The organism is Methanocella sp. (genome assembly GCF_035506375.1).
GTDB lineage: Archaea > Halobacteriota > Methanocellia > Methanocellales > Methanocellaceae > Methanocella.
Genome location: NZ_DATJPM010000080.1, coordinates 13,029 through 37,738, shown reverse-complemented (window position 1 = coordinate 37,738; position 24,710 = coordinate 13,029). Strand labels below are relative to the sequence as shown.

Genomic DNA, 24,710 nt, shown 5'->3' with positions numbered 1-24,710 from the left:
AACGCCTCGACGATACATAGGCAGCGTACATGCCCGAATTCGTCAGCCACCCACTCCTGAAGCCGGACACCGTGGCGAGCCGCGATTATCAGCTCACGCTGGCGAAAAAAGCCCTCGAAAAGTCGTCCCTCATCGTGCTCCCCACCGGGCTGGGGAAGACCATAATCGCCCTTCTGGTAATGGTCGAGCGCCTCAAGGACGGTAAAAAGATACTGATGCTCTCGCCCACAAAGCCGCTAGTAGAACAGCACGCCGCATTCCTGCGGCGGACGCTTGCCATCCCGCCGGAGAGGATCGCCGTGTTCACGGGAAGCGTCGCCCCGGACGAGAGGGAGATACAGTGGAAGGATTCGTCGGTGGTCGTCTCGACCCCGCAGGTCATCGAGAACGACATATTGATGAAACGGTTCGACCTGAGGGACGTTTCGTTAGTCATTTTCGACGAGGCCCACCGGGCCACGGGCGACTACGCTTACGTTTACATCGCGAAGAAATACCAGGAACAGTCATCGGACCCCCTGGTGCTGGGCATCACCGCGTCCCCGGGCAGTACGCCCGAGAAGATAAACGAGGTCAGGCAGAACCTCTTCATCGAGCAGGTCGAGCTTAAGACAGAGAACGACCCCGACGTTTCGCCCTACATCTACGAGAAGGACGTGGAGTGGATCAAGGTGGACGTGCCCGACAAGGCGGCCGAGATAAAGATCTTGCTCGACTCGCTCATGGACGACCGGCTGGATAAGCTCCGGGCCATGGGCGTCGTGTATAACACTCACCTGAACAAAAAAGAGCTCCTCATGCTCCAGGCGAAGCTCCAGGCGTCGATCAACAAGGGCGGGTCGCCGGAGAGCTATAAGGCCGTCTCCATTTTAGCCGAGATAATGAAGATAGAGCACGCCGTCGACCTCATACAGACGCAGGGCGTCGTGCCCCTCAAGAAGTACTTCGACCGGCTCAGAGAGGAAGCGGGGAGCAAGGGCGGCAGCAAGGCCACGAAGCGGCTCATGCAGGATGCCCGTCTCGCCGGCGCGATGAGGATCGCGGGCACGGCCGACGAGGTCAACCCGAAAACGGAGAAGGTCAAGCAGATCGTGACGGAACAGCTGCGCCAGAACCCGTCGTCCCGAATCATCGTGTTCACGAACTTCCGGGACACTGCCGAGTTCGTATCGAGGGAACTGGCCTCGGTGGAGGGCGTCAGGCCCGTCAGGTTCGTAGGCCAGGCCTCCAGGCTAAACGATAAGGGGCTCACCCAGAAAAAGCAGGTGGAGATACTGGACGCGTTCCGGGCCGGCGAGTTCAACACGCTGATAGCGACCTCCGTGGCCGAGGAGGGGCTGGACATCCCCTCGACGGACCTCGTGATATTCTACGAGCCCGTGCCATCCGAAATACGGAGCATCCAGCGCAGGGGGAGGACGGGCAGGAACGCCGTGGGCCGGGTGGTCGTGCTCATGTCCAGGGGCACCAGGGACGAGGGCACGTATCGCGTCAGCCAGGCGAAGGAAAAGAAGATGTACCGCACCATGAACGACATGAAGGACGGCCAGCGGATGTCCGATATGCTTGAGAATGGCGGGATTCAAAAAATACCGGAGACGACGCCGCCCCTGCCGCCCGCGGGACAGAGCAGCCTTCGGGAGTTCGGGGCCGGGGATAAGCCGCCCGAGGCCGTCGAGATCTACGTGGACATCCGGGAGATGCGCTCAGCCGTCGTAAAGAGCCTCGAGGAAATGAAGGCCTCGCTTAACATAAAAACGCTCGAAGTGGGCGACTACGTGCTCTCCGACCGGGTCTGTGTGGAGCGTAAGACCACGGACGACTTTTTAGACACGCTCTTCGGCGCCGACAGGAGCCTGTTCGAGCAGATAATCGCCATGAAGCACGCCTACATGCGGCCCCTGCTCTTCCTCGAGGGCGACGGCCTCTACACGAAGCGCCGCATCAGCCCCAGCGTCATCCACGGCGTGCTGGCCTCCATCGCGGTCGACTACGGGGTGCCCATCATCTTCACGGCGAACGAGGCCGAAACGGCGGCTTTCCTGTTCTCCATCGCCCGCCGGGAGCAGGTGGAGCGGAAGCGGAGCGTGAACCCCCACGCCCAGAAGGCCTCGCACACCCTCTCCGAGCGGCAGGAGTACCTGGTTTCGGCCATCTCCGAGGTCGGGCCGGTCATCTCTAAAAACCTGCTGCGCCATTTCGGTTCCGTCAAGGGCATCGTGGGCGCCTCGAAGGAGGAGCTCATGGAAGTGGATAAGGTGGGCGAAAAGACGGCCTCCAAGATCCGCGAGATCATAGACTCCGAGTACCGCCCCAGGGATTAGCGGGATAGACCTTTGACAGGACGTGCTGCCGGAAGTAGCCGTTCACCTTGAAGCCCTTGCGCTCATAGAGCCGTATGGCGTCGTAGTTATTGGAGGTCACGGCCAGCACGATCTCGCCATGGCCTTCACGGTAGGCGTCGCCGATGAGGCGGTCGAGCAGCGCACCGCCGATGCCCTTTTTCCTGTAGCCGCCGTCCACGCCTAAATCCAGGATAAGGATGCTGCCGTCGGAGAGCATCGTGGAGACGATGAAGCCGACGAGCCGGCCGCCGGACGATGCCACGAACGACAGCCGCCGGAGGAACCGGCCATGGCGATCCGCCACGACACTGTCCATGAGCGCCCGGACACCCTCAGGGCGGCTGAACATGGGGTACACGGGCAGGTCTGCCGGAGCCTGGTTCTCGCACATGATGCGGCACACTTCGCCCAGGTAGGCGTCCTTCCAGGGCATTATGTCGAAGCCGCCATACGACGGCTTGGCCGGGACAGGGCTCATGCTCATGCCCATGCGCTCGGTCACGATGAACCCCAGGTCCCTTGCGGCAGGAATGAAGCCCCGGGGATCGGGCCAGTTAAAGTTACTCCGGATGGTGTGCATGCCCTCGCTAAAGAGGCCGTCGACCGCGCCCTTCAGGAAAAACGCCTCGCAGCTGCCGCCGATGACGTGGCCGAAGACCAGCTCGGCGTCCCCGTCGAGCGCCCGGTAGCAGATGACGCCGGATACGTGGCCGTCCCGCATGAGCGTGTAGACGCCCAGCTCTCCCTGCCTTGCCCTGTCCATCAGGTTATTGATGTATCGGCGCTCCGACAGGTCGGTAACTGGGACGGTCCTGGCGGCGTCCGAGAAGACGTGCCCGATGCCCTCCGTCGTGCCCCGGCCCACTCTTGCGTTGAGCATGTGAAATGTCATATTGGATTAGCAGGTATTAGTCAGTTGCGCAATCATTAAATAGCGCACTGTCTTATGGAACGGCAATTGTAAATTTGTGCGGATGATAAGATGAAGGTCTGCCTGGTCAACGCGCTGTTCCACCCGTTCTCGGGCGGCGTGGAGAAGCACATGCTCGAGCTGTCGCAGGAGCTGGTGAGGCAGGGCGTGGACGTGACAGTCGTCACGGCCAGAATAGACGGCACGCCGGCCTACGAGGAGCTTAACGGCGTGAAAGTGCACCGCGTGCCCTGCCTGAGCGTGAAAGTGCCGGGCTTCTATCCGCCCCCCCTCGTCCTGTCTGTGCTCTTTCCGCATTACCTGAAAAGGCTGGACGATGAGAACGACTTCGACATAATTCATTTACAGAACCGGTTCTTCGTGGACTTCGATACGGCCGCGCTCTACGCGAAGCTCCGCGGCAAGCCGTTCATTATGACCATCCACAACGCCCGGCCTTTAGGGATTTCGCTGCCCATCACCGTCTTCGGCTCGGCTTACGACTGGGCTATCGGCCGCTGGCCCTTCGCCATGGCCGACCGGATCATCGCCGTCTCCGAGTGGGTCAGGCACGACATCGCCAAATACCACATCGACGAGAGTAAGATCGTGCCTGTGCACAACGGCATCAACGTGAGCGCCTTCAAGCCCACGGCCGCCACGAACGTGCGCCGGCAGTACGGCATCGACGGCCCCATGCTCCTTTTCGTGGGGCGGATGATCACGCAGAAGGGCGTGCCCTACCTCATCGACGCCATGCCCCTCGTGCTTAAAGAACACCGGGACGCGAAGCTGCTCCTCGTGGGCCGGGGCAGTGCCCTGGAAGGCCTGAAAAATAAAGTAAAAGCCATGGGCCTGGAGAAGAGCGTCATATTTTCCGGCTATATGTCCGAGGACATGCTTAAAGAGGCGTATGGGACCTGCGACATGTTCGTGCTGCCCTCGGTGTGGGAGGTACTGCCGATCGCCATTCTGGAGGCCATGTCCTCCTCGAGGCCTGTCGTGTGCACCGACGCGGGCGGCAACGCCGAATTAGTGAAAGACGGCTATAACGGCTACGTGGTGCCCATGCGGAGCCCGGAGGCGCTCGCCAAAAAGATCAACGCCCTGCTGGACGACCCGGAAAAGATGAAGGCCATGGGCCGGGCAGGCCGCAGGCGCGCTGAGGACGAGTTCGACTGGAAGCTCATCGCCCAAAAGACCAAACATGTCTACGAGGACGTGCTCATGGAAAAAAAGAAGGGCAAGGGAAATAATGACCGGTATTATCCTCACATCAACGTTACATAAAAAATGGGCCGCCCAAACCCCTAAGTATTTATTTTTACAGCCAGTATAATTCGAGGGGCGGTCACGCTGGTATCGTTCACTGACATCGCGGCCCTGCTGGCACGGTTTAAAAAAGGCATCCTCTACCTGGCGCTATATGTGCTGGTCATATCGGTGATAGCTTTCCCCTTCACCGGCGCGATCATCGGGCGCATGAGGGATGACCTGATTAAAAATATTACCTCCGGCAGCTTCCATCTCATCCAGACGCAGCCCCTGGAGCTCATGATGCTCGAGCTCAAGCTGTCGCTCATCATCGGCATTCTGGCAGCGCTGCCGATCGTTTTCTATTACGGCTATCGATATTTAAGCCGGCTAAAGCTCGGAGAGCGCTTTAAGGTCAGCAAAGCCACGCTCGTGCTCGTGGCCGTCCTCGCGGTCGCGCTCTTTCTCGTGGGATGCGCCTACTCGTACTTCCTGATGTTGCCGCTGGTGTTCCAGTATCTCATCAACAGCGCGGGCGACGCGGGCGTGGCCAGCAACTGGCGGGTCTCCGACTTCGTGAACTTCGCCATGCTCACAACGCTCGTGTTCGGCCTGGTCTTCGAGCTCCCCCTGGTAATGAACGCTCTGGCCAGGTCGGGCATCGTCAGTGTGGACATCTTTAAAAAATACCGGCGCCACATGTGGGTGATCATACTCATCGTCGCGGCCCTGGTCACGAGCCCTGACGTTATCACCCAGATCATGGTCGGCGTGCCGCTCATCATCTTCTATGAGATCAGCCTGTTCTCCATGCGGTTCACCGTGCCGAAGGCGAATGCCGTTAAGCCCCTTGAAAATTCATAAGCCGGCCCGAAGACTGTCTCGGCCACGAAGTTACTCGAAGCCGGCTCAAAGCTGCTCTAAGACTTTTTTTTAATTTTTGCTATATAAGCCCGCGAAGCCTGCTAAGTCCGCAAAGACTGTTTCGAGCGTGCAGGCCACGAAGCTACATTAAAAGATGATTTAATATTAAATGAATGAGCTTAGTCACAATTGCTGTGCTGGATATGCCCTTTTAAGTCTCGGAGTGTACGGAGGCACAATTTTCACCACAAAGGCACGAAGAGCACGGAGGCCCACAAAGACTTTTTTATAATTAAGAGACCAAGGGCACAGAGCCGCTTTTTGAACTTCTAAGATACAAAGGATACGAAGGCACGATGGCAAAAAGTGCTCGCATGTTCATTCCACTATGCCCTTGCATCCTTCATGCCCTGATGTCAATGAACCGCTTTGTGATCTTTGTAACTTGCTCGAATTCGCATCAGCGAAACATTTAAAAATAAACTTTGTGGGCCTCCGTGCCATCGTGCCTCTGTGGTGAAAAATAGTGCCCTCCGTGCTCTTAAAAAGCTTAAAATACGGGAGCAATTCAACACAGCAGTCATAATTAATTTCTTTAATAGGGCCTTCGCGGACTTAGCAGGCTTCGCGGGCTTAAGCCGGAGAAGCGCAGGACATATAAGACTTATTCAACACGGTAAAATATCTTAAAAGTCTTAGAGCAGCTTTTAGCCGGCTTAGTGTAACTTCGTGGCTGAAACATTCCACGTGCAACTTTATACTTTCTGGGGGTCTGATTAAAAAAACGAGGACAGGTCGGACTGCTTCTGGATGGCCGGCGGCACGGACTCCACGCCCATGATGGACTCGAAAAGCCTGGCGTTCTTCGCCGCATTGGCGTGGGGATGATTGTTGAAGTAGGCCCTCACTCTTCCCCTGAGCAGCGGCTCGATGCGCTTCTTCCAGGGCAGGAGTTCCTCCGGGCGGTAATTGTAATCGTACCGGTTCATTCGGCCATCTTCGGGGCCTTTCTTATACCAGATGTCGTCGTTGTGGCCGTGGAACCGGATGTACCCGTGGCCGGCAGTGTTCTCGACGACGGGCGGCATGGAGGGGCCGTCCACGGCGCAGGCGGCGACGCCCCTCTCGCGCAGCAGGTCGACGGCATCGCCCGCCAGCGCGCCGTTCTCCAGCCAGGAGCGATGCCGGAACTCGACTGCGTACTCGTAGCTTCCCGTGTCAAGATGCCCCAGCAGCGTCTTTAAGCGGTCTAGGTGCTCGGTCTTTTTACCTTTATCGTGGAGCATGAGGTATGGGGACATCTGGAGCAGGATAGCGCCGAGACAGCTAGCGTCCCGCATGGGAGCCAGTACTTTAGCCTCGAACTCCAGGGCATGGCCGACGTCGAGCAAAAGGCTCTCGTGGGTGACCTGCTTCGGCATCTTCAGGGAGAACTCGAATGCCGCCAGCCGCGATGCCTTCGTGATCCAGCTCTGGACGACGGCGGGCGAGGGGAAGCTATAGTAAGTGCTGTTGATCTCCGTGGTGTGGAAATATTTCGCGTAGAACCCGAGCCACTTATCTTTGCTCAGGTTTTTTGGGTAGAACTCGCCCACCCAATCGTCGTATGACCAGCCGGAAGTGCCTACCAGTATCACAAAGGATAGTCGGCCCCGTGCGTTATAAAGATGCCGTGTTGAAGAGGGCAAGCATGAGCCTGGACACGAAGGACGGGCTGCACGCGGGGGGCTTTTGCCCGGATATTTTCTGGGCCACGTGGTATATCTCCGCCGCCATCAGGCCCGATGGGGCGGCCAGCACCGACGGCACTTTATCCTTGCGCCGCACCTCGGGCTCGTCGGGCAGCATGGCGATGACGGGCGTGCCGAAGTGCGCCTCTACCTGGGAGCGTGAAAAATAGGGGTTCTTCATGTCGTAGCGGTTGAGCACTATGCCCATGACGTTCACGTCCAGGATCCGGGCCATCTCCTGCACCTTGAGGCCGTCCGTCATGCTCCCCTCGTCGGGGTTGAGGACCAGGATGAGGTGGTCCGAGGCCGCCAGCGACAGCGCCAGCTCCCTGTTGTACCCGGCGGGCGTGTCGATGACGATGTAGTCGGCTTCTTGAGAAAAATACTCGATGACATCCCTGAGCAGGGAGCGGTCCATCTTCAAAAAGCCCTCGATGGAAAGGCCGCTGGGCACGACGCGCAGGTGGTCGTTAAAGATCCTGTATGTGGCTTTTTCGGGCTCGGCCTCGCCCGCGAGCACCTCGTGCAGCGTGGCTTTCATGCCGTTCGGGTCCATGCCGAGGTACGTGGACAGGTTGCTCATGCTCGCGTCCGCGTCCATTAAAATAGTATCATTACCCAACTCGGCCAGCGCCACGCCCAGATTAATGGAGAAGGTGGTCTTGCCGGTGCCGCCCTTGCCGGCGCCCACGGCGACCACCACGGCATGCCTGGCGGGCGCCGCTTTTTTCGCAGGCTCTTCCGGGGGCTTCAGGGCCGGCCTTTCCTCCGCCTTCGCAGGCGTTTCCACGTCTCCCGTGAGCTTCGGGGGAAGGGAGGCCGTGGAGGATAGCAGGGCCGCGTCGGCCGGCGTGGGCTTCTTCGGGGCATAGCCTTCAAGGGCGTCTCTTATGAGCGATGTGTATACCAGTTCCTTAAGCTCGCCGGGGGCCAGGTTGGCGACTTTCCACAGGATCTTACCGCCGGAGGCCGTAGCCACGGGGGCGACGCCTCCCGATTTTGCGAAGCACAGTATGCCCGAGATGGCCGCGGGGTACTGGTCCTCCACGACGATGCCGCGAAGCGGCCGCTCGCCGTTCTTCAGGATGAGGGACATCCGGCCGCTTTTCTCGTCCCAGTATTTCGTCAGCTTGGGCGTGTCCTGCATGGTAAAGACTTATTTTCATTTTATTGCATATAAGCCTTTCTCATCTTCTGCGAAGGGTTTTAATATCTGTATGATTATAAGCCAACCTAAAACAAGGAGTCACCATGGTCGATTCAGTCACGCCGATATTAGAGGAATACTCAGCATACACGGACGGCCAGATGAAGGCCGTGCTCAACGGCAGGAAAAACGTGGGCCGCCTGTACGACATGATGAAGTACCACCTGGGATGGCTGGATGAGGGCTTTAACGACTGCCGGGCCCCGCGGGGCAAGAGCCTGCGGTCGACCATATGCCTGCTCGCCTGCGAGGCCATAGCCGGAGACCGGAATAAGGCGCTGCCCGCGGCCGCGGCCGTCGAGCTCCTGCATAATTTCTCCCTGATCCACGACGACATCGAGGACGGGGACGAGAAGCGCCGCCACCGGGACACGCTCTGGAAGCTCTGGGGCGTACCCCAGGCGATCAACACCGGCGACGCGATGGATATCGTGGCGAACCTGTCGCTTTTAGACCTGGACGGCTCTGTGAAGCCGGAAATGATGATCGAGATCATGCGCCTCTTCAACGAGACGGTCATCGAGCTGTGCGAGGGCCAGTACCTGGACATGGACTTCCAGTGCCGGAGCGACGTCTCCGTTGATGAGTACATTACCATGGTCAGCGGCAAGACCGCCGCGCTCATCGAGGCTGCGGCCGCCATTGGGGCCATGGTCGCGACGGAGGACGAGGACGTCATCGGCCGCTTTAAGACCTTCGGCCGCAAGATAGGCATCAGCTTCCAGATCAGGGACGACATCCTGGGCATCTGGGGCGACCCTAAGAGCACGGGCAAGTCGGCGAAGAACGACATCCGAAATAAAAAGAAGTCCCTCCCGGTGTTATACGCCATGGAGAAGTCGAAGCGCCGCGCGGAATTAAAGCGCATCTACGTGAAGGAAAAGCTCAGCGACCTGGACGTGGCCCGAGTGTTCGATATCCTCACGGAGGCCGGGGCTTTAGAATACACGCAGAATGAGGCCCAGCGCTATAAGGACGAGGCGATGGCCCAGTTCGAGGGATTGCGCCTGCACAAGGCCCCCATGGAACGGCTGCAGGCCATCGGGCGGTTCCTGGTCGAGCGCGACTACTGATAAATTATTATCCATTAAGGCTATAAGTATTTTAAAAAACTATTCTGGACAAGTGACCGATTTGGACGCCAGGGAAGTGCTGGAAAAATTGGCTGCCGGCGAGCTGGACATCGATGCGGCGGAGCGTTTGCTGAGGCTGGACTACGTGGAGAAGATCGGGAACCACACGGTCTTCGACATGAGCCGCGAGTGCCGCTCCGGCATACCCGAGGTCATCTACGCCGAGGGCAAGACGCCCGAGAAGGCGGGCGAGATCGTCGAGCGCCTCATCGCGAAAAAGGGCATGCTCGTGCTGTCCCGGGCCTCCGATAAGTACTACGAGGAGATTACGAAGCGCATCGGCACCGATGGCGTCACCTACAAGCCAGAGGCCCGGATGATCGTCATCGACCGGCGGGGCTGTGTCCAGGAGAACATCGGCAGGATCGGGGTGCTCACCGCGGGCACGTCCGACATCCCCGTAGCCGAAGAGGCGGCCACCATCGCGGAGATCATGGGCTGTGAGGCGATCAGGGGCTACGACGTGGGCGTCGCGGGCATTCACCGCCTGCTGGACCCGCTCAAGGAGATGATCAGGCAGGACGTGGCCTGCGTCATCGTCGTGGCGGGCATGGAGGGGGCGCTGCCCTCCGTCGTCGCCGGGATGGTGGGCGTTCCTGTGATCGGCGTGCCCACGAGCGTGGGCTATGGCCTGGGAGCAGGAGGCATCGGCGCCCTGACGACGATGCTGCAGTCCTGCGCCCCGGGGCTGGTGGTGGTCAACATCGATAACGGCTTCAACGCGGGCGCAACGGCTGCGCTGATCGCGAAGCACTCTCATTAATGAAAAACCCGGCGTGAAAAAATTTATCATTTGTACGGGATATACTTTTTTTTATGTTAGAGGAGCTATTCTTCGCCATAGGCCTGGTCAATAGCGTCCTTTTGATCGCGATATTCCTGCTCGCGAAGAAAAAGAGGATGGACGACGTAAGTCGCGTTGGAAAGGTCTATTTGCTCCTGGCCATCCCGGCCCTCTACGGGCTTTATCTGGTGGCGGAGGAGAAGAAATCCTGGCAGTTCGGCGTCTTCCTGGGGATCTTCATTACATACCTGGCCCTGGAAGCCCTGTACGATTTCGTCCTGAAGCTCGATTTCCGCCATAACTGGAAGCAGCTCCTGCCTTACCTGTGCCTCTACTTCGCGATGAACTACGGGTTCGTCGTCATGGTCTGGAAATGGTCCTTGCTCCCGGGCCTGCTGATGCTCGCCCTTTTCGTAGCCCAGATAGCGATCAATATATGGGCGAACCATGCCGATATTTTAAAAAGACGCGATAAAAGGTCGCTCAATGGCCGGCCATAAAGGCGGCTCCCTCGACCCGGATGCGTAAAACCCAACGGATACTTTTATCATATTTCCCGCCCATTCTTATTTTGTGAAGGAGCCATAGCGCATGGCTCCCGATGATTCATGGACGCCGGGGGTGTTCAACGAGTTACTTCTTCCAAAGAAGGGTGGCCTTGAGGGGCCAACAAAAACTTATTGAACCGAGACAATAACCTAAACCCAGAATCTCACACAAATGGCATCCCAAACCACACAAACCATATTCGGCGTGGACATCGTCAAAGGCTCGAGCCGCTCCAGAGAGGCCCCTCGCTATGCGGTGGTCATCCTCAACGGGAGCGTCGAAAAATACTCTTCTGTCAGCCGTTTTAAGCTTCTCAGGCTCATCAAGCAGTACCGCCCCGGCATCCTCGCCGTGGACAGCATCACCGAGCTCGCCGAAAACAAGAAAGAGCTGGTCAGCTTTTTGAGGCGGCTGCCGCCCGAGGTCAGGCTCGTACAGGTGACGGGCAACGAGCACCAGGAGCCCCTGACCAGGCTGGGCCGGGACTACGGCATCACTTTTAACCCCCTCATGCCCGAAGAGGAGGCGTTCGCCGCCGCCTGCCTGGCGTCCATGGGCGTCGGCTATATCGTGTCCGTGTTCGAGGACAGGACAGTCATCAAGGTCAGCCGCGGCCGCTCTCTCGGAAGGGGAGGGTGGAGCCAGAACCGCTACCGGCGCAAGGTGCAGGGCAAGGTCCGGGAAAAGGTCCGGGACATCGAGGCGAAGCTCAAGGACCGGGTCTACGACATGACGATCACCGAGGGCTTCGGCGGCTACGTGAACGGCACCTTCGTCGTGAACGCCCGGCGCTCCGACCTGGGCATCCACAACTCCCGTGAGGAGGACGTGCAGGTCACGGTGACCAGCGTGGAGAAGGAGGCAATCGAGTTCATTCCGCTGGAGAGACGGAAGCGGGACTACATCATCGTGGGCGTGGACCCGGGCACGACAACCGCCGTCGCCATCCTGGACCTGAGCGGGCGGCTCATCGAGGTGTCGAGCTCCCGGGTGTCGTCCATACCCGAGATCATCGAGCACATCAGCGAGATGGGGCGGCCCGTGGTTATCGCGACGGACGTGGTGCCCCCGCCCGGCGCGGTGGAGAAGATAAAGCGGGCTTTCAAGGCTGTCCTGTTCACGCCTAACGAGCGCATATCCGTGGAGGAAAAGGTGAGGCTCGCCAGGCCGCTGGGCTATGGCAACGACCACGAGAGGGACGCCCTGGCGGCAGCCGTCAAGGCGTTCAACACCTATAAAAACAAGTTCGCGCAGATCGACCGGAAGACGCCCTCGCACCTCTCGGATGACGTGAAGGCGATGGCCATCGAGGGCAAGCCCGTCGAGGTGGCGCTGGACATGCTCACGGCGCCGCCGGCGCCGGAGAGGCCGAAGGAGGCCGCGCCCGCCGGGGCGGAGTCGGACGCGAAGCTCGAGGAGCTCCGGGCCCGGCTGAAGCAGAAGGACGAGCAGATCGAGAACCTGCGCTCGTACATTAGCGACCTGAGGCGCGAGATGAAGCACCTCGACCTCCGGGTCGCGTCCCAGGACCGCGCCATCCGGAGCCTCAAGAGCAAGGGCATCGACGACCTGCGCCGGACCAGGGAAATAACGATACGGGACGGCGAGATCGCCCGCCTCAAAAAGGAGACGGCCGACCTGAAGAGGCGGAACTCGGAGCTCCAGTCCTACGTGGACCGCCTCAAGCACATCCGGGCCCTGGAGTTCAGGGGGGATAAGGCCCCCGTCAAGGTCATCGAGAACCTGTCCCGGGAGTCCGTGTTGAGCTGCGACCGGAAATTCGGCATCAAGCCCGGCGACGTGATATTCGTGAGGGACGCCGGCGGAGGCGTGGAGGCGGCGGCCATGCTCGTCGAGAGGAATATCAAAGCCCTGATCAGAGGAACGGCCATGTCTCACCTGGCCGAAGAAAAATTTTTAAAGGCGAAGGTGCCCGTGCTTTCCAGGGAAGACGTGCCGCTGAAGTTCGTCGACGGCTACGCGGTCCTCGACCCGGGCCGGCTCGAGTCGGCGATAGAAAAGTGGAAGGTTTACGCGGCAGACGTTGAGAAGCAGGCCCGGGAGGAAAAGCTGATGGGCATCATCGACGAGTACAAGGCGAAGCGGGCCCGGGAGTACCGCCACGATTCGAAGGCGTTCTAATAGTTGCTGCCCGTCACGCTGTCGTAGTAGGGCTTTGATACGTCCACGCCCGTGACGCCCTGGGTCGAGGCGTTGACGTACGTTTTTATGAGCAAGAATTCCCGGAGGTCGACGTTCCTGAGCGAGTACTTGTGCTCGGTCACGTCCATCCAGTCGCCCGTATCGAGCTGAGAGCAGTCGATAGAGCGGGCCGTGGAGCCGGTGACGCTGCCGTTAGAGACGCCGAGGCTCAGGCAGATGTCGGGGGCCAGGCGGCTCGTGTAATATTCGTAGGCGATGTTCTGGACCAGCAGGGACGTGAGGCCCGTCACAGCGTGCGTGGTCGTGTTGACCGTATAGGAGGCCTCCCAGCCCGGGACCCGGGTCATGTTATCGTCGTAGTACTGGCCCAGGTATACTACGGCTTCACCTGGGGCTGTTCCGCCGGCGGTGGAATCCACTCTCGCCCCGGACGAGTCCTGCAAATCCAGGACGACCGTGTACGCGTCCGTCATGATGGAGTCCGCCTCGACCGTAATTCCTTCGTTCTTGAGCGCCACGTACTCCTGCGGGTTGGCCTCGGTCCAGGCGCTGCGGGCGGCTTCCATGTCCCGGGCGTGCTCCTCAAGGAGGACGCGGGAGAGCTCTTTTTGCTGCTTCTGGTAAACGCCGAGCTGCTGGTTCAGCGAGGCTATATCGAGGTATTCGGCGACCGATACGACGAGCAGCACGAGCAGCGCGACGAGCGCCGCCGCATAAACGTACAGTCTCCTGCGTTCCATGTGGCCTCCGCGGTGCTGTTTATCCTCTAAACTATATAAGCGAAACCGTGATTGCCGACGAGCGAAAACATTATTTAAGCTTGTAAGCCTTATTAAAGTAAAAAAAGTAAAATTATCCCGTAAAACTATCTATCTCAACGATCGCCCATGTGGTGAATTGCATGGACATTTCAATTATTATTCCCACCTATAATGAGGAGAAATATATCGGGACGTGCCTGAAGTCGCTCGAATGCCAGGAGTACCCAGGTAACTACGAGGTCATCGTATCGGACGGCAGTAGTACAGACAATACTGTGGCCATCGCGCAGGAGCACGCCGACCGCGTGATCGTAGACTGCAAGGATACCATTGCCTATGGGAGGCAGGTCGGCACCCATGCGGCCCGGTACTCAGTTCTGGCGTTTACGGACGCGGACACTTACATACCGCCCGACTGGCTGGGCAAACTGGCGTCGTCGCTGGGCGACAGACGGGTAGTGGGCGTCCACGGAAAGCTGCTGCCCCTGGACGGCAACCGGTTCGAGAACGACTTTTGCAATTACGTGCTCCCTCCCTACTCGCAGTTCATGGTCGACATCAACAAGCCTTCCGTTCCCGGCTCGAACTTCGCCGTCAGGAAGAAGGCGTTCAACAAAGTCAAGGGCTTCAATACGAAGCTGGTCACGGCGGAGGACGTGGACCTCTGTAACCGGATAAAAAGGCTCGGCAAGTTCGCCTACAACCCGGACGCCGTAGTCTACGTGTCCACGAGGCGCGTCCGGCAGTGGGGATACCTGAAGATGCTCTCGTTCTACACGTCTAACACGATAGAGTACCACACGAAAGGCACGTCCGGCAGGTTCTTCGAGCCGGTCCGCTAATCGCCCCTGGTTATCTTTTCATAGTCGACATCGGCCCGCACGATCCTGGGCAGCTTACCATACGTCGCCATGCGGTCCCCGATGATCCCGACGGCGCCGTCGACCTCGGGGATATCCTTTAAGAAGTCGAACGCGGTCGCCAGGGACTCCTTATCGACAATGCGGTTCCCCAGGGCCGTGGCCGCGGCGTCCGCCAGCGAGACGTCGTCCGAGACGATCAGGGCGGCGTCGGAATTCCCCAGGCTGATGGAGGGGCCCACCGTGGCGGAGGACGTACAGATGCCCAGTATGCGGTCACGGGGCCCGATCTCCAGCCCCAGGTTTTTTATCGGCGACGGGCCCGCATAGATGCCCACGACGACGCTGTGGTCATTTATCAGGGCGATGTCTCCGCCGTTGTCGATGATGCCATGGGTGCAGCCGGCCTTTACCATGTCCTCCAGGGCGAGCCAGGCGATGGTGCCGGCCACGGCGGCCATTGGGCCGACGCCGGCCCGGGCCGACGCCCTGACCATGCGCCTTACGACCTCCGGGGCATCGGCATGGCACTGGTAGGGCTCGAATGTGACCTTAAAAAAGGGGTCCTCCAGGATATGGCGCTCCAGGTCACCTCGGGAGCGCCCGATGGAAGCCAGGCAGACGGGATGGTACCGCTCGTCGGCCGTGACGGTGACGATGGTCTCCTTTACCCGGTATTTTTTCGCCAGCATGTCAATAGTCGGAGAGCCGGATGACCCTCACCGGGCAGGCGATGACACAGTTACCGCACTGCACGCAGGCCTTCTCGTCCATCCGCACGCGCCAGTCGTACTCGAAGGCGATGGCGCCGACCGGGCAGACGGAGACGCAGGCGCCGCAGTGGATGCAGTTCTCCTCGTCCTTCGTGATGGGCACGTCCAGGCGGACTACATCGACCTTCTTTCTTTTTAGTATATTGACGACCTCGCGGCAGCTGTCGTCCGGCACGTTGAGCACGATCTCGCCCTGCGGTCCCTCGACCCGGGCACGCTCGATGTCCAGCTTCACTCCCGACTCCAGCACCGTCTCCGCGATGATGGGCCTTTTTATTATTTCCGAGTTGAAGCGCAGAAGGAGCTTCATGGCCGCACCCCCCTCGATATGAGCTTGCTCAAGCCTTCGCCCGTCACGATGCCCAGGACCTTTTTATCCTTGTCGATCACGGGCAGGGCGGAGATATTGTGCTTCTCCAGGAGACGGACGGCCACGTCCGCCGGGTCGTCGGGCGCGACGGTGATGACGTTCTTCGTCATGATGGGCGCGAGCCGGTCGCTCTTCGCCAGCGCCAGCGCCTTGGACACGTCCCAGGAGGTCACGATGCCCACCAGCCGGCTGTTCTCGTCGACCACGGGCAGGTGGTTGAACTTGTCCTGGATGATCTTTTTAGCGGCCTCCTGGACGCTGAAGCCCAGATTGATCGTCGCCACTGGCGCCATTACGTCCTTGATGAGGGGCATCTCCAGGGTCTGCTTCATCGGCTTCGCCGAGCCCTGGGCCGGTATGCTCTGTGCCGGCAGCGAGAGGAAGAACTGGCCCTTCCGGATCCAGGCCTTGAGCTCGCTCGCCACCTGGCGGGCCTTGTAGAAGCTGGAGAGGGAGGAAGTCTTGACTTCCTTGCCGTTCAGGTCGATCATGCCGCTCTTGAGCTCCTCGTAGGTGACGTCCCGGAGGGCGGGCTTCACCCGCCGGGGCGTGGAGTAGTCGTAAATGGTCGTCGTGATGTCCGCGTCGCCCACCGCGGCCGCTTTCGCGATATCGTCGTCCAGCACGGGGATCGGTATGCCGAGGCCCACGTACATGGTCGTGCCGTACTTGTAGAACGTGGCCGCCCTGATGTACTCGCGGCTCATCTTCCTGAGGTCGCCGGTCACCATCAGCGTGCCGAAGCCGCTGGACGGGCTGTGCTGGGTGCCCTCGGAAACCACGTAGCCCTGGGCTCCGCCCAGGAATATCCGGGTGCCGATGCCGATGGTGCGGTATGTCGGGTCGTTGGACAGCGGCGAGAGCACGCCGGCCCCGCTATAGGCGACGTTGCCGCAGTTCGGCAGCAGGGTCCCCATGTAAGTGTATATCGTCTTGGATGAGCAGTTCGTGGCGGAGTTATATTTCTGGTAGGCGTTCCTGGGGTTTACCATGGTCGCCTGGTTCATATCGTCTAATGTGATCGATGTGTCGATCCTTTTCCTGGGGTAGCAGTCGGTGCCATAGGCCGTGGCCTTGAGCCAGATCTCCTTACCCTGGAGCAGGTCCTCGATGACGTGCGAGCCGCCATACTCCATGCCTTTCGTGTCGGATAGCTGCGTGGCCCCCAGGTAGGCGTCCACGGCCGCGATGCCCGTGTACGCTTCCACGTCGTTCATCCACACCTTCTGCATCTTGATGGGCGGGTCCGAGTGCCCGAAGTTGAAGAAGACGCCCGAAGAGCACATGGCGCCGAAGGTCCCCGTCGTCACGACGTCCACCTGCTTCGCCGCCTCCTTAACGCCCAGCTCCTGCACGAGCGCGGTCATCTCCTCGGCGGTGACCACGTGAACGGAGCCGTCTTTAATCTTCTGGTTGATCTCTTCGATCGTCCTTCGAACCATAATATCACTTGACTATTGTTTAACGCTGATTCTGTAATAATACCTATGACTATTTATAATTGCTGGTAATAAGGCGCCTCGCGCATCCGTGCATAAAGGCTAAAACAAAATTGCTGTGTTGAATATGCCTTTTTAAGTCTCAGAGTATACGGAGGCACTATTTTCACCACAAAGACACGAAGAGCACGGAGGCCCACAAAGACTTTTTTATAATTAAGAGACAAAGGGCACAAAGCCGCTTTTTGAACTTCTAAGATACAAAGGATACGAAGGCACAGGGGCAAAAAGTGCTCTTGCTCATTCCACGATGCCCTTGTATCCTTCGTGCCCTGATGTCAATGAACCGGCTTTGTGTACTTTGTAACTTAATCTAAAAAGAAAACTCCGTGGGCCTCCGTGCTCTTCGTGCCTCTGTGGTGAAAATAGTGCCCTCCGTGCCCTTATGAAGCTTAAAATACGGGAGCAATTCAACACAGTAAAACAAAATAAAAAAAAGAAAAAGGCTTACTTGAGCTCGGTCAGGGCCGGCCGGTCGGCCGGGACGGGGTTGGCACCAGAGGAGTTCACCGGTACGGCGAACTTTTTCTCTATCTCTTGCCGGTATAGGATGTTGTACGTGCAGAACGGTATGATCCTGCCATCGGGCGTGGCATAGTGGATGCCGCAGCTCTGCACCCGCTCCATGTCCAGGTTATATGGGTCCATGAAGTGCATGGCGCCGATCATGAGGGCGTTATAGTGGAATTCGGAGAGCGCCTTGACCGGATCTCCGCTGGTGACGAAGGAGAGCAGCAACTTCGTGACGTTCATGCCTGGCGGCATTTTTTTCATTTCGACGTATTTCGGCACTTCGCGGATGAGCTTCTCACCGATTAAGGCCTTCGCGTGCTTCGAGCCGCGGGATTCATGGCTGATGCGCTCCACCGTCTCCACGAGGCCGTCTACGTCGACGAAGCGGGTGATCGGCGTATAGTTGCCCTTTTCATCCACGAACACGTAGGTGGCTGCGCCGCAGTGCGGGTGTATGGTGAAAATGACCTGGGGCTGGCCGGTCCAGGCCTCCATGATGTCGGACAGGGCGGTTACCGTGGGACAGGTGAAGAAGTCGCTCTTCATGAGCGCGCCGCCACTCTGCTCCTCGAGCATGTCCAGCAGGTCAGGTATGGTGATGCGGCCTTTCTTCAGCTCATCGGTCTCCACCCGGCCGGAGAAGGACACGGGCTGGAAATTCACTCCCCGGACGATGTCGATGTTCTTCGCAGCGAACCGGATGATATCGGCCGCCTGGCCGGAGTTGACGTCCCGGACCAGGGTCGGGACGAGCACGATGTTCCCGAGGCCCGTCTCGCGCATGTTTTCGATGGCCTTCAGCTTGTAGGGGAGCGCGTTGAAGCCCCTTAACTTTATAAACGGCTCCTCTGTGACGCCGTCGAACTGGAGGTAAACGGTCGACAGCGGAGTCTTCCGGAGTTCCTTGCAGTACTCCTTGCTCCTCGCCATCTTCATGCCGTTCGTGGCGATCATGATCTGGAAAAAGCCCATGTCTCTCGCCATATTGATGATCTCGGGAAGCTCCTCCCGCATGGTGGGCTCGCCTCCGGCGAACTGGACGGCATAGCAGGGCACGGGCTTTTCGTCCCGCAGGGCCTGGAACATGCCCCGGATCTGCTCCATCGTGGGCTCGTAGACGTAGCCGCTCTTGCTGGCGTTGGCGAAGCAGAGCGGGCAGGAAAAATTGCACCTGTTCGTCACGTCGATGTTCGCCAGCAGCGTGGAAGTCTTATGGTTAGGGCAGATGCCGCAGTCGTAGGGACAGCCGTGCTTCTCGTCCATGTTAGGGTTGGCCAGGCCTTTGCCTTTCACGCCAAACTTCGCAAATCGGTCGTATAGCTTGCTGTCGGAATAATATACATCGCTAAAAGTGCCGTGGTCCTTACATTCTTTGGTAATCAATACCCGGCCATCCTTTTTCTCGATGGTGGCATCTATGACACTGTGGCATTCCGGGCATATCGATCGGGTCTGACTCATTAAATCTCCCCCTGTTATGGTTCCTATTGCGTTAGTATTACAATACTAGAGTCTTCAATGATTGTTCACTTTGCTATATTAAATACATTGGTTGTTAGTATTGCTATACTGAATATTGTGTCATTATAGCAATGGAAAGTTATATAAAGATTACGGAAGCTATGTATTTTTTATGAATGACATGTGGACAGTGGATGCGCTCAAGCGCCTGGGCCTGACGGAGTATGAGGCGAAGGTATACGTGGCCCTGAACCACATTAAGGTCGGAACAGCCTCGGACGTCCACATGGCCTCCGACGTCCCCAGGTCCGCCATCTATGGCGCCCTGGCAAAGCTCGAGGAAAAAGGCCTGGTCGAGGTCGAGCATGGGAAGCCCATGCGATACCGCAGCATCGACCCGGTCAAGGCGATCGAGAAGCTCCGGAGAGCCATCGACGAAGACTGCATGAAGGCCCTGAAGGAGCTGGAAGAGGCCCATGCGCGGGGCGAGTGCAAGGAGCAGTCCGAGTCCGTCTGGACTGTACGCGGCGGCATGAACCTTTATAACAAGCTATCCGATATGGTCAGCGATGCGGAGAGAAACATCATCCTGATCGCCACCGATCCCATGTACTTCGACTTACAGAAACGCTACCCGATATTCGGCAACCTGATGAACATCGTAAGAAAGAGGATCGCAGCTGGCGTACGGCTGCGCGTCGTCTGCGTTGACGACGATACTGCCCGCCGCATTAAGGGTGAATTGCCGGGAGTAGAGGTAAAGGTCCTGGACCCCAAAAAGCCGTCCTCGAATATATCGATCACTGGCGGCGTGCTCATGGTGGACGACGCCGAAGTGCTATTCAACATCACGGGCGGCATGAGGCACGGCATCAAGGATATTACCGCCATCCACACCCGCATGGACAGCATCACTTCCGTCCTGAGGCACTTCACCGAAATGGAGTGGGACGGGGCCCTTTCCATTAAATCCACGCCCTTAAACGAATAGGATTATATCCTTATCGATTATTTTTTATATTGCAATGGACTTCGGGTTTTTTATCAGCGTGGTCATCTCGATATTCGTCATGGTCGACCCCTTCGGGAACATCCCCATATTCCTGGGATTGACCGGCGGCATGAGCGGCACTGAGCGCCGATACGTGATCACGAAGGCCTCGGTCATCGCGACAATAATCCTCGTGATCTTCGCCCTGGTCGGGAAGCCATTCTTAGACGTGCTGGACATTTCCATCAATTCCCTCCGCATCGCGGGCGGCATCCTGCTCCTGCTGATCGCCTTCGACATGCTCATGGGCAGCGAGTCGAGGGCCAAAAAGACCGACGTCCCGCAAGAGGAGGAGGACTTAGACTCCATCTCGGTGACCCCCATGGCCACGCCCCTCATCGCCGGCCCGGGCGCCATGACCCTCACCATGGTCTATATGAACGATGCCGCCGGGCTCGATAAAATATGGGTCCTGGCCGCGATAATCATCGCGATGCTGGGCTCCTGGATCATCATGGTCAACAGCGACCTGCTCTTTAGCATCATACACAAGGACGGCACCCGGGTACTCACCAAGGTCATGGGCATCGTGCTCGCGGCCATCGCCACCAACATGATGATCAACGGCATCAGCGGCTCGTTCCCTGGACTGCTCGGCTGAGCGCAGCCCGATGAGCTTGCGATACTACTTTTTCACACCGTTTTTTAAAGGGCTTTATAAAGAGTATATAAAGTTTATATATCATTGGAGTGCTTAAATCTTAGTGTATTTAAATACCCCGGTGGGAAAATCGTCCTGCCGGCAGTCATGCTAACGCCAGTATATTATCCGTATGCTTATATACGATAAATACCCGTTATAGGAAAGGTTGCTATAGGAGTATATTTATGAGCAAAGCCGAAGAAGCGAAGAAGACGATCACCATCGAGAACGTCGTGGCCTCCACCGCAATCGGGCAGGAGATCGACCTCAAGTCGGTCACGCTCCAGCTCGAGGGCGCCGACTATGATCCCGAGCAGTTCCCGGGCCTCGTGTACCGCACCAAAGACCCCAAGACCGCCGCCCTCATTTTCCGTAGCGGCAAGATCGTGTGCACGGGCGCGAAGAGCATCGAGGACGTGGACAGGGGCCTGAAGAAGGTCTTCAAAAAGATGGACAGCGTGGGCATCAAGGTGGACCAGAATCCCGAAATTACCGTCCAGAACATCGTCGCATCGGCCGACCTCGGCTCGGTGCTTAACCTGAACGCCATCGCCATCGGCCTCGGCCTCGAGAACATCGAGTACGAGCCCGAGCAGTTCCCCGGTTTAGTCTACCGGCTCGACAGCCCCAAGGTCGTCGTCCTGCTATTCGGCTCCGGCAAGCTCGTGGTGACGGGCGGCAAGAAGCCGAAGGATGCGGAAGAGGCCGTCGACCGCATCGTCAAGGAGCTCGAGGGGCTCGCCTTACTGTAAGGCGGACCCTGAACTCTTTTTTAATTATTTTCTTTAGCATTTTCCGTTGAGCCGTTTCGGGTATCGTCGAATGCCGCGATACCACTATATACAACAATAATCCAGGACGGCATAATGGAAAAAAGCTATACCCAGAACCGCCGGGTACGCACGTAGTCCCGCTCAGCCCTTAATATATCCCGGTAAAAGTCGTCCTCGTCTTCCTTGAGCTTCGCTATCACGCGCGAAGCCGTCTCCGGCCCCAGGCCTCTCGATGCTAAAGCAATGACGGCCTTCTTGCCGTGGGAGAGCACGATGTTGGCGTTCCGGTAGACCCGCTTGACTTTTATCTTATCGTCCTCGGACTTGAGCTTCTCCGGGTGCTTCGCCAGCTCCATCTCGTCCCGCTCCCAGGGCTTGAGCGCCGCGATGAGCTTCGAGCCGCAGACGGGGCAGACCGGCGGGTCGTCCACGTCCTCGACCCGCTTCTTGGCCGAGTACTTCTTGCAGTTCAGGCAGAACAAAAGGACGTGGTCGTTCATGATGCGGTCCTTCAGGGCCATCAGTATAGAACGGTCGGCCGTCTCCGGTGCCATTAATTCTCTGCCGCCGGTGAAGCCGGAGCCGCCGATGAAGCTGAGCCTCCCCGCCGAGAGCGAGATCTCGCCGCTGCGGAGCATTTTCAGCACTTTGCAGGCGTTCTCCACGTCCAGCTTGTCGTGGAAGATCTCCCTGACGGCCTCTTCGTACATGGGCGTGCCCTCGAAGATCTTAAGTAATTTATCCATGCTGATGCGCTCGTAGTCCACGTCCCTCGATAGGGCGCCGAACTTGCGGGCGACGTGCACCATCTTCCACTTCAGGAGCATGGTGTTCTTGAGCGTCTTCTCGATGATGGGCTCGACGAAGATGGGGTCGATGTCCATGATGAGCTTAGTAATATCAGTCGCCCGGATGCGCCTGGGCAACTCTAATTTTATGCGGTACGGATCGATCTCCATGGCCACGCCGCTGCCGAACCGCGACGCTAAAAGGGCCGTGATGACCCTGCCCAGCGTCTCGTTGACCTTGTGGCCGAAGCAGGCGTTGATGACGATGGTCCGCTGCTCGTCCTCGACGACGACGCGCTTATCGGTCGGCACCAGGTAGCTGTCGCCCATCTGGCGCTTCACGTATTCGACCAGCTTCCTCGCCGTGTGGGCGTCCGTGGGATAGCGTTTCATGAGAAGATCGACGATCTCCTGGTCCGGCCTGTCTTTCATTTCCTCGACGACGCGCCGGATGGCGCCCACCTCCACGGCGATGGCGAAGGGCACGGGTATCTCTTCCCCGGCCCACGAAGGCACCTCGGCCTGCGGGTTCTCCACTGGCTCGACCCGGACCCTGTCCTCGGTGATCTCGACGATGCGCCACATGTCGCCCTTGGTGATGAACACGGCGCCCAGGTCCATGTTTATGACGAACGCCTCGTCCAGCGTGCCCACGAATCGGCCGCTTATGACGTCCTGGATCTGGTAGCGCTTCTCGTCGGGGATCATGGACAGGTTCTCGTACATGTAGGACCGTGTCTTACCCTTCCTGCCGATGACGCCCGCCTCGCTGACAAAAATGAGCCTTTCTTCGGCGAGCTGTTTCAGCACCAGGTCGAACTCCTTTCGTGAGAGTTCCCTGTAGGGATATGCTTTCCTGGCCAGGCCGAAGGCTTTGCTAGAGGGAATATCTCCGTACTCGAGGGCCATGGCGCAGACCTGGTTGGCCAGCGCGTCGTAGGGCCTCTCGTAGAGGCCGACGCTCTCGATCTGGCCGGCGGCAGCCCTCCGGGTGATGGCCCAGGCCTCGCTGGCGTCGTCCTCGTTGATGGCGATGACCGTGCCCGTGGACGTCTCGCCCACCCGGTGGCCGGCCCGGCCGACCCTCTGGACCAGGCGGCACACCTCCCGGGGAGACATGTACTGGATGACGTGGTCGATGTCGCCGATGTCTATGCCCAGCTCCATGGACGACGTGCAGACCAGCGCCGGGACCCGGCCGTCCTTGAAGGCGTCCTCGGCCTCGATCCTGGCCTCTTTGGAGAGAGAGCCGTGGTGCACGGCGATGCTCTCCCCGAGGCGCTTGAACCTGGCGCCGATGGCCTCGGCCGACTGGCGGGTGTTCACGAACATCAACGTAGACTTGTTCCTGTGAATTATCTCGATCATTTCCCGGATCTGGGAGGCGATGTCCGGGTCGGTAAGCAGCTTTCTCGCGAGCCGCTTATCCTCTTCGCCCACTCTGGGCACCGTCACGTGGAAGTCCAGGGTCTTCTCGATGGAGACCTCGACGACGCGGACCTCCCTGCCCACGCCGCCCAGAAAATTAGCCACTTCATCGGGGCGCCCGACCGTTGCCGAGAGGCCTATTCTCTGGAAGTCGGCGTACTCCGCCAGCCTCTCCAGGGCGATGGACAGCTGCGTGCCCCGCTTGGAGGAAGCGAGCTCGTGCACCTCGTCGACGATGACGTATTTTACCGTTCTGAGATGGTTACGCATGCGCGGGCCCATGAAGATGGCCTGGAGCGTCTCGGGCGTGGTGATGAGCACGTCGGGAGGCTTGAGCGCCTGCTTCCGCCGCTCGTGCGCCGGGGTGTCGCCATGCCTTACCTCGATGGAGACGCCCAGCTCCTTCGACCACTGGGTGAGACGCTTCATCATGTCCCGGTTCAGCGCCCTGAGCGGCGTAATATATAGTACTTTGAAGCCTTCGCCGCCTTCGCCGTTCAGTACGCCGTGGAGCGCGGGGAGCATGGCAGTCTCGGTCTTGCCGGTGCCCGTGGGGGCGATGACAAGCACGTGATCGCCCGGCATGATGACGGGTATTGCCTTCTCCTGCGTCTCAGTGGGCTCCGTGAAGCCCATGGAAGCGAGGGCTTCCCGTATCCTCGGGTCAAGCAGCTCAAAACAGTTTTTCATATGGCCGGAATCAAGTCTAATGTTACCTGATACGATTAATCCTTTGTGGTTTCAGTAGTTCCGTGTTTGTTGTGTGGTCGTTCGTCCTTTGTTTGTGTGGTTCGCTGATTTGTCCGGTTTTTCAACACTAAAGCACGAATTATTTTATACCCCACGTAAGG

The 24,710-nt window shown here is 58.6% G+C and carries 20 protein-coding genes; 11 read left to right on the top strand and 9 right to left on the bottom strand.

The annotated features are described in order from the left end of the window. The first annotated feature begins 29 nt into the window (after nucleotides 1–29). Nucleotides 30–2,324, top strand: coding sequence for a DEAD/DEAH box helicase (locus VMC84_RS10985; protein WP_325380570.1), 2,295 nt, complete (start codon nucleotides 30–32; stop codon nucleotides 2,322–2,324). Here VMC84_RS10985 and VMC84_RS10980 read toward each other — a convergent pair. Further along, entirely contained in the window at nucleotides 2,293–3,225 is a 933-nt protein-coding gene (locus VMC84_RS10980) for a GNAT family N-acetyltransferase (protein WP_325380568.1), read from the bottom strand. The two genes, VMC84_RS10985 and VMC84_RS10980, sit on opposite strands and share 32 nt — an antisense overlap. Nucleotides 3,226–3,327: 102 nt before the next feature. Here VMC84_RS10980 and VMC84_RS10975 point away from each other — a divergent pair, with 102 nt between their 5' ends. Both VMC84_RS10975 and tatC read left to right on the top strand, forming a co-directional pair. Next, on the top strand, nucleotides 3,328–4,545 hold the full coding sequence (locus VMC84_RS10975; protein WP_325380566.1) for a glycosyltransferase family 4 protein: 1,218 nt from the start codon (nucleotides 3,328–3,330) through the stop codon (nucleotides 4,543–4,545). Between the two features lie 30 nt (nucleotides 4,546–4,575). Beyond that, complete coding sequence (gene tatC, locus VMC84_RS10970) at nucleotides 4,576–5,373, top strand: twin-arginine translocase subunit TatC (RefSeq protein ID WP_325380700.1); 798 nt, start codon at nucleotides 4,576–4,578, stop codon at nucleotides 5,371–5,373. A gap of 776 nt (nucleotides 5,374–6,149) precedes the next feature. On the opposite strand, the gene VMC84_RS10965 is transcribed toward tatC, so the two are convergent. Both VMC84_RS10965 and minD read right to left on the bottom strand, forming a co-directional pair. Then, nucleotides 6,150–7,010 carry a DUF72 domain-containing protein gene (locus VMC84_RS10965; protein WP_325380564.1) on the bottom strand — a complete coding sequence of 287 codons (861 nt, stop codon included), beginning with the start codon at nucleotides 7,008–7,010 and terminating at the stop codon, nucleotides 6,150–6,152. A gap of 22 nt (nucleotides 7,011–7,032) precedes the next feature. Further along, nucleotides 7,033–8,250 (bottom strand): cell division ATPase MinD, encoded by a 1,218-nt coding sequence (gene minD / locus VMC84_RS10960; RefSeq protein WP_325380562.1) that lies wholly within the window; start codon nucleotides 8,248–8,250, stop codon nucleotides 7,033–7,035. A 104-nt stretch (nucleotides 8,251–8,354) separates the two neighbouring features. On the opposite strand from minD, the gene VMC84_RS10955 reads away from it, so the two are divergent. From VMC84_RS10955 to VMC84_RS10940, 4 genes are all read left to right on the top strand, one after another. Next, complete coding sequence (locus VMC84_RS10955) at nucleotides 8,355–9,383, top strand: polyprenyl synthetase family protein (protein ID WP_325380560.1); 1,029 nt, start codon at nucleotides 8,355–8,357, stop codon at nucleotides 9,381–9,383. Nucleotides 9,384–9,435: 52 nt separating this feature from the next. Beyond that, a complete protein-coding gene (gene larB, locus VMC84_RS10950) occupies nucleotides 9,436–10,206 on the top strand; it encodes a nickel pincer cofactor biosynthesis protein LarB (protein ID WP_325380558.1) in 771 nt (256 codons plus the stop codon). Nucleotides 10,207–10,259: 53 nt separating this feature from the next. Then, nucleotides 10,260–10,727 carry a YwiC-like family protein gene (locus VMC84_RS10945; RefSeq protein WP_325380556.1) on the top strand — a complete coding sequence of 156 codons (468 nt, stop codon included), beginning with the start codon at nucleotides 10,260–10,262 and terminating at the stop codon, nucleotides 10,725–10,727. A 220-nt stretch (nucleotides 10,728–10,947) separates the two neighbouring features. Further along, nucleotides 10,948–12,918: a DUF460 domain-containing protein gene (locus VMC84_RS10940; RefSeq protein ID WP_325380554.1), complete on the top strand. Its 1,971-nt coding sequence runs from the start codon at nucleotides 10,948–10,950 to the stop codon at nucleotides 12,916–12,918. Here the strand turns inward: VMC84_RS10940 and VMC84_RS10935 are convergent. Continuing rightward, complete coding sequence (locus VMC84_RS10935) at nucleotides 12,915–13,679, bottom strand: hypothetical protein (RefSeq protein WP_325380552.1); 765 nt, start codon at nucleotides 13,677–13,679, stop codon at nucleotides 12,915–12,917. The genes VMC84_RS10940 and VMC84_RS10935 overlap by 4 nt on opposite strands. A 161-nt stretch (nucleotides 13,680–13,840) precedes the next feature. Here VMC84_RS10935 and VMC84_RS10930 point away from each other — a divergent pair, with 161 nt between their 5' ends. After that, nucleotides 13,841–14,542, top strand: coding sequence for a glycosyltransferase (locus tag VMC84_RS10930; RefSeq protein ID WP_325380550.1), 702 nt, complete (start codon nucleotides 13,841–13,843; stop codon nucleotides 14,540–14,542). Here the strand turns inward: VMC84_RS10930 and VMC84_RS10925 are convergent. The 4 genes from VMC84_RS10925 to tes form a co-directional block, all read right to left on the bottom strand. Further along, the gene (locus tag VMC84_RS10925; protein WP_325380548.1) at nucleotides 14,539–15,252 is read right to left on the bottom strand and encodes a UPF0280 family protein; all 714 of its coding nucleotides are present in this window, start codon (nucleotides 15,250–15,252) and stop codon (nucleotides 14,539–14,541) included. The genes VMC84_RS10930 and VMC84_RS10925 overlap by 4 nt on opposite strands. Before the next feature lies 1 nt (nucleotide 15,253). Then, the gene (locus VMC84_RS10920; RefSeq protein ID WP_325380546.1) at nucleotides 15,254–15,643 is read right to left on the bottom strand and encodes a 4Fe-4S binding protein; all 390 of its coding nucleotides are present in this window, start codon (nucleotides 15,641–15,643) and stop codon (nucleotides 15,254–15,256) included. Beyond that, complete coding sequence (locus tag VMC84_RS10915; RefSeq protein WP_325380544.1) at nucleotides 15,640–17,145, bottom strand: homocysteine biosynthesis protein; 1,506 nt, start codon at nucleotides 17,143–17,145, stop codon at nucleotides 15,640–15,642. Before VMC84_RS10915 ends, VMC84_RS10920 begins: the two co-directional genes overlap by 4 nt. A gap of 504 nt (nucleotides 17,146–17,649) precedes the next feature. Then, a complete protein-coding gene (gene tes, locus VMC84_RS10910) occupies nucleotides 17,650–19,176 on the bottom strand; it encodes a tetraether lipid synthase Tes (RefSeq protein WP_325380542.1) in 1,527 nt (508 codons plus the stop codon). Between the two features lie 172 nt (nucleotides 19,177–19,348). Here tes and VMC84_RS10905 point away from each other — a divergent pair, with 172 nt between their 5' ends. From VMC84_RS10905 to VMC84_RS10895, 3 genes are all read left to right on the top strand, one after another. Then, a complete protein-coding gene (locus VMC84_RS10905; protein ID WP_325380540.1) occupies nucleotides 19,349–20,167 on the top strand; it encodes a TrmB family transcriptional regulator in 819 nt (272 codons plus the stop codon). A 34-nt stretch (nucleotides 20,168–20,201) separates the two neighbouring features. Further along, nucleotides 20,202–20,828: a MarC family protein gene (locus tag VMC84_RS10900; protein WP_325380538.1), complete on the top strand. Its 627-nt coding sequence runs from the start codon at nucleotides 20,202–20,204 to the stop codon at nucleotides 20,826–20,828. A 227-nt stretch (nucleotides 20,829–21,055) separates the two neighbouring features. Then, nucleotides 21,056–21,622, top strand: coding sequence for a TATA-box-binding protein (locus VMC84_RS10895; RefSeq protein WP_325380536.1), 567 nt, complete (start codon nucleotides 21,056–21,058; stop codon nucleotides 21,620–21,622). Between the two features lie 125 nt (nucleotides 21,623–21,747). On the opposite strand, the gene VMC84_RS10890 is transcribed toward VMC84_RS10895, so the two are convergent. Next, on the bottom strand, nucleotides 21,748–24,549 hold the full coding sequence (locus tag VMC84_RS10890; RefSeq protein WP_325380534.1) for a DEAD/DEAH box helicase: 2,802 nt from the start codon (nucleotides 24,547–24,549) through the stop codon (nucleotides 21,748–21,750). Between the last annotated feature and the right edge of the window lie 161 nt (nucleotides 24,550–24,710).

Excerpts from the sequence above, each read along its gene's own strand:
- VMC84_RS10975 (WP_325380566.1), top strand. The coding sequence starts at position 3,328 with ATGAAGGTCTGCCTGGTCAACGCGCTGTTCCACCCGTTCTCGGGCGGC.
- VMC84_RS10895 (WP_325380536.1), top strand. The coding sequence starts at position 21,056 with ATGAGCAAAGCCGAAGAAGCGAAGAAGACGATCACCATCGAGAACGTC.
- VMC84_RS10980 (WP_325380568.1), bottom strand. The coding sequence starts at position 3,225 with ATGCTCAACGCAAGAGTGGGCCGGGGCACGACGGAGGGCATCGGGCAC.
- VMC84_RS10945 (WP_325380556.1), top strand. The coding sequence starts at position 10,260 with ATGTTAGAGGAGCTATTCTTCGCCATAGGCCTGGTCAATAGCGTCCTT.
- VMC84_RS10890 (WP_325380534.1), bottom strand. The coding sequence starts at position 24,549 with ATGAAAAACTGTTTTGAGCTGCTTGACCCGAGGATACGGGAAGCCCTC.
- VMC84_RS10985 (WP_325380570.1), top strand. The coding sequence starts at position 30 with ATGCCCGAATTCGTCAGCCACCCACTCCTGAAGCCGGACACCGTGGCG.
- minD (WP_325380562.1), bottom strand. The coding sequence starts at position 8,250 with ATGCAGGACACGCCCAAGCTGACGAAATACTGGGACGAGAAAAGCGGC.
- VMC84_RS10920 (WP_325380546.1), bottom strand. The coding sequence starts at position 15,643 with ATGAAGCTCCTTCTGCGCTTCAACTCGGAAATAATAAAAAGGCCCATC.
- VMC84_RS10900 (WP_325380538.1), top strand. The coding sequence starts at position 20,202 with ATGGACTTCGGGTTTTTTATCAGCGTGGTCATCTCGATATTCGTCATG.
- VMC84_RS10905 (WP_325380540.1), top strand. The coding sequence starts at position 19,349 with ATGAATGACATGTGGACAGTGGATGCGCTCAAGCGCCTGGGCCTGACG.
- tes (WP_325380542.1), bottom strand. The coding sequence starts at position 19,176 with ATGAGTCAGACCCGATCGATATGCCCGGAATGCCACAGTGTCATAGAT.
- VMC84_RS10955 (WP_325380560.1), top strand. The coding sequence starts at position 8,355 with ATGGTCGATTCAGTCACGCCGATATTAGAGGAATACTCAGCATACACG.
- VMC84_RS10925 (WP_325380548.1), bottom strand. The coding sequence starts at position 15,252 with ATGCTGGCGAAAAAATACCGGGTAAAGGAGACCATCGTCACCGTCACG.
- VMC84_RS10935 (WP_325380552.1), bottom strand. The coding sequence starts at position 13,679 with ATGGAACGCAGGAGACTGTACGTTTATGCGGCGGCGCTCGTCGCGCTG.
- VMC84_RS10930 (WP_325380550.1), top strand. The coding sequence starts at position 13,841 with ATGGACATTTCAATTATTATTCCCACCTATAATGAGGAGAAATATATC.
- VMC84_RS10940 (WP_325380554.1), top strand. The coding sequence starts at position 10,948 with ATGGCATCCCAAACCACACAAACCATATTCGGCGTGGACATCGTCAAA.
- VMC84_RS10915 (WP_325380544.1), bottom strand. The coding sequence starts at position 17,145 with ATGGTTCGAAGGACGATCGAAGAGATCAACCAGAAGATTAAAGACGGC.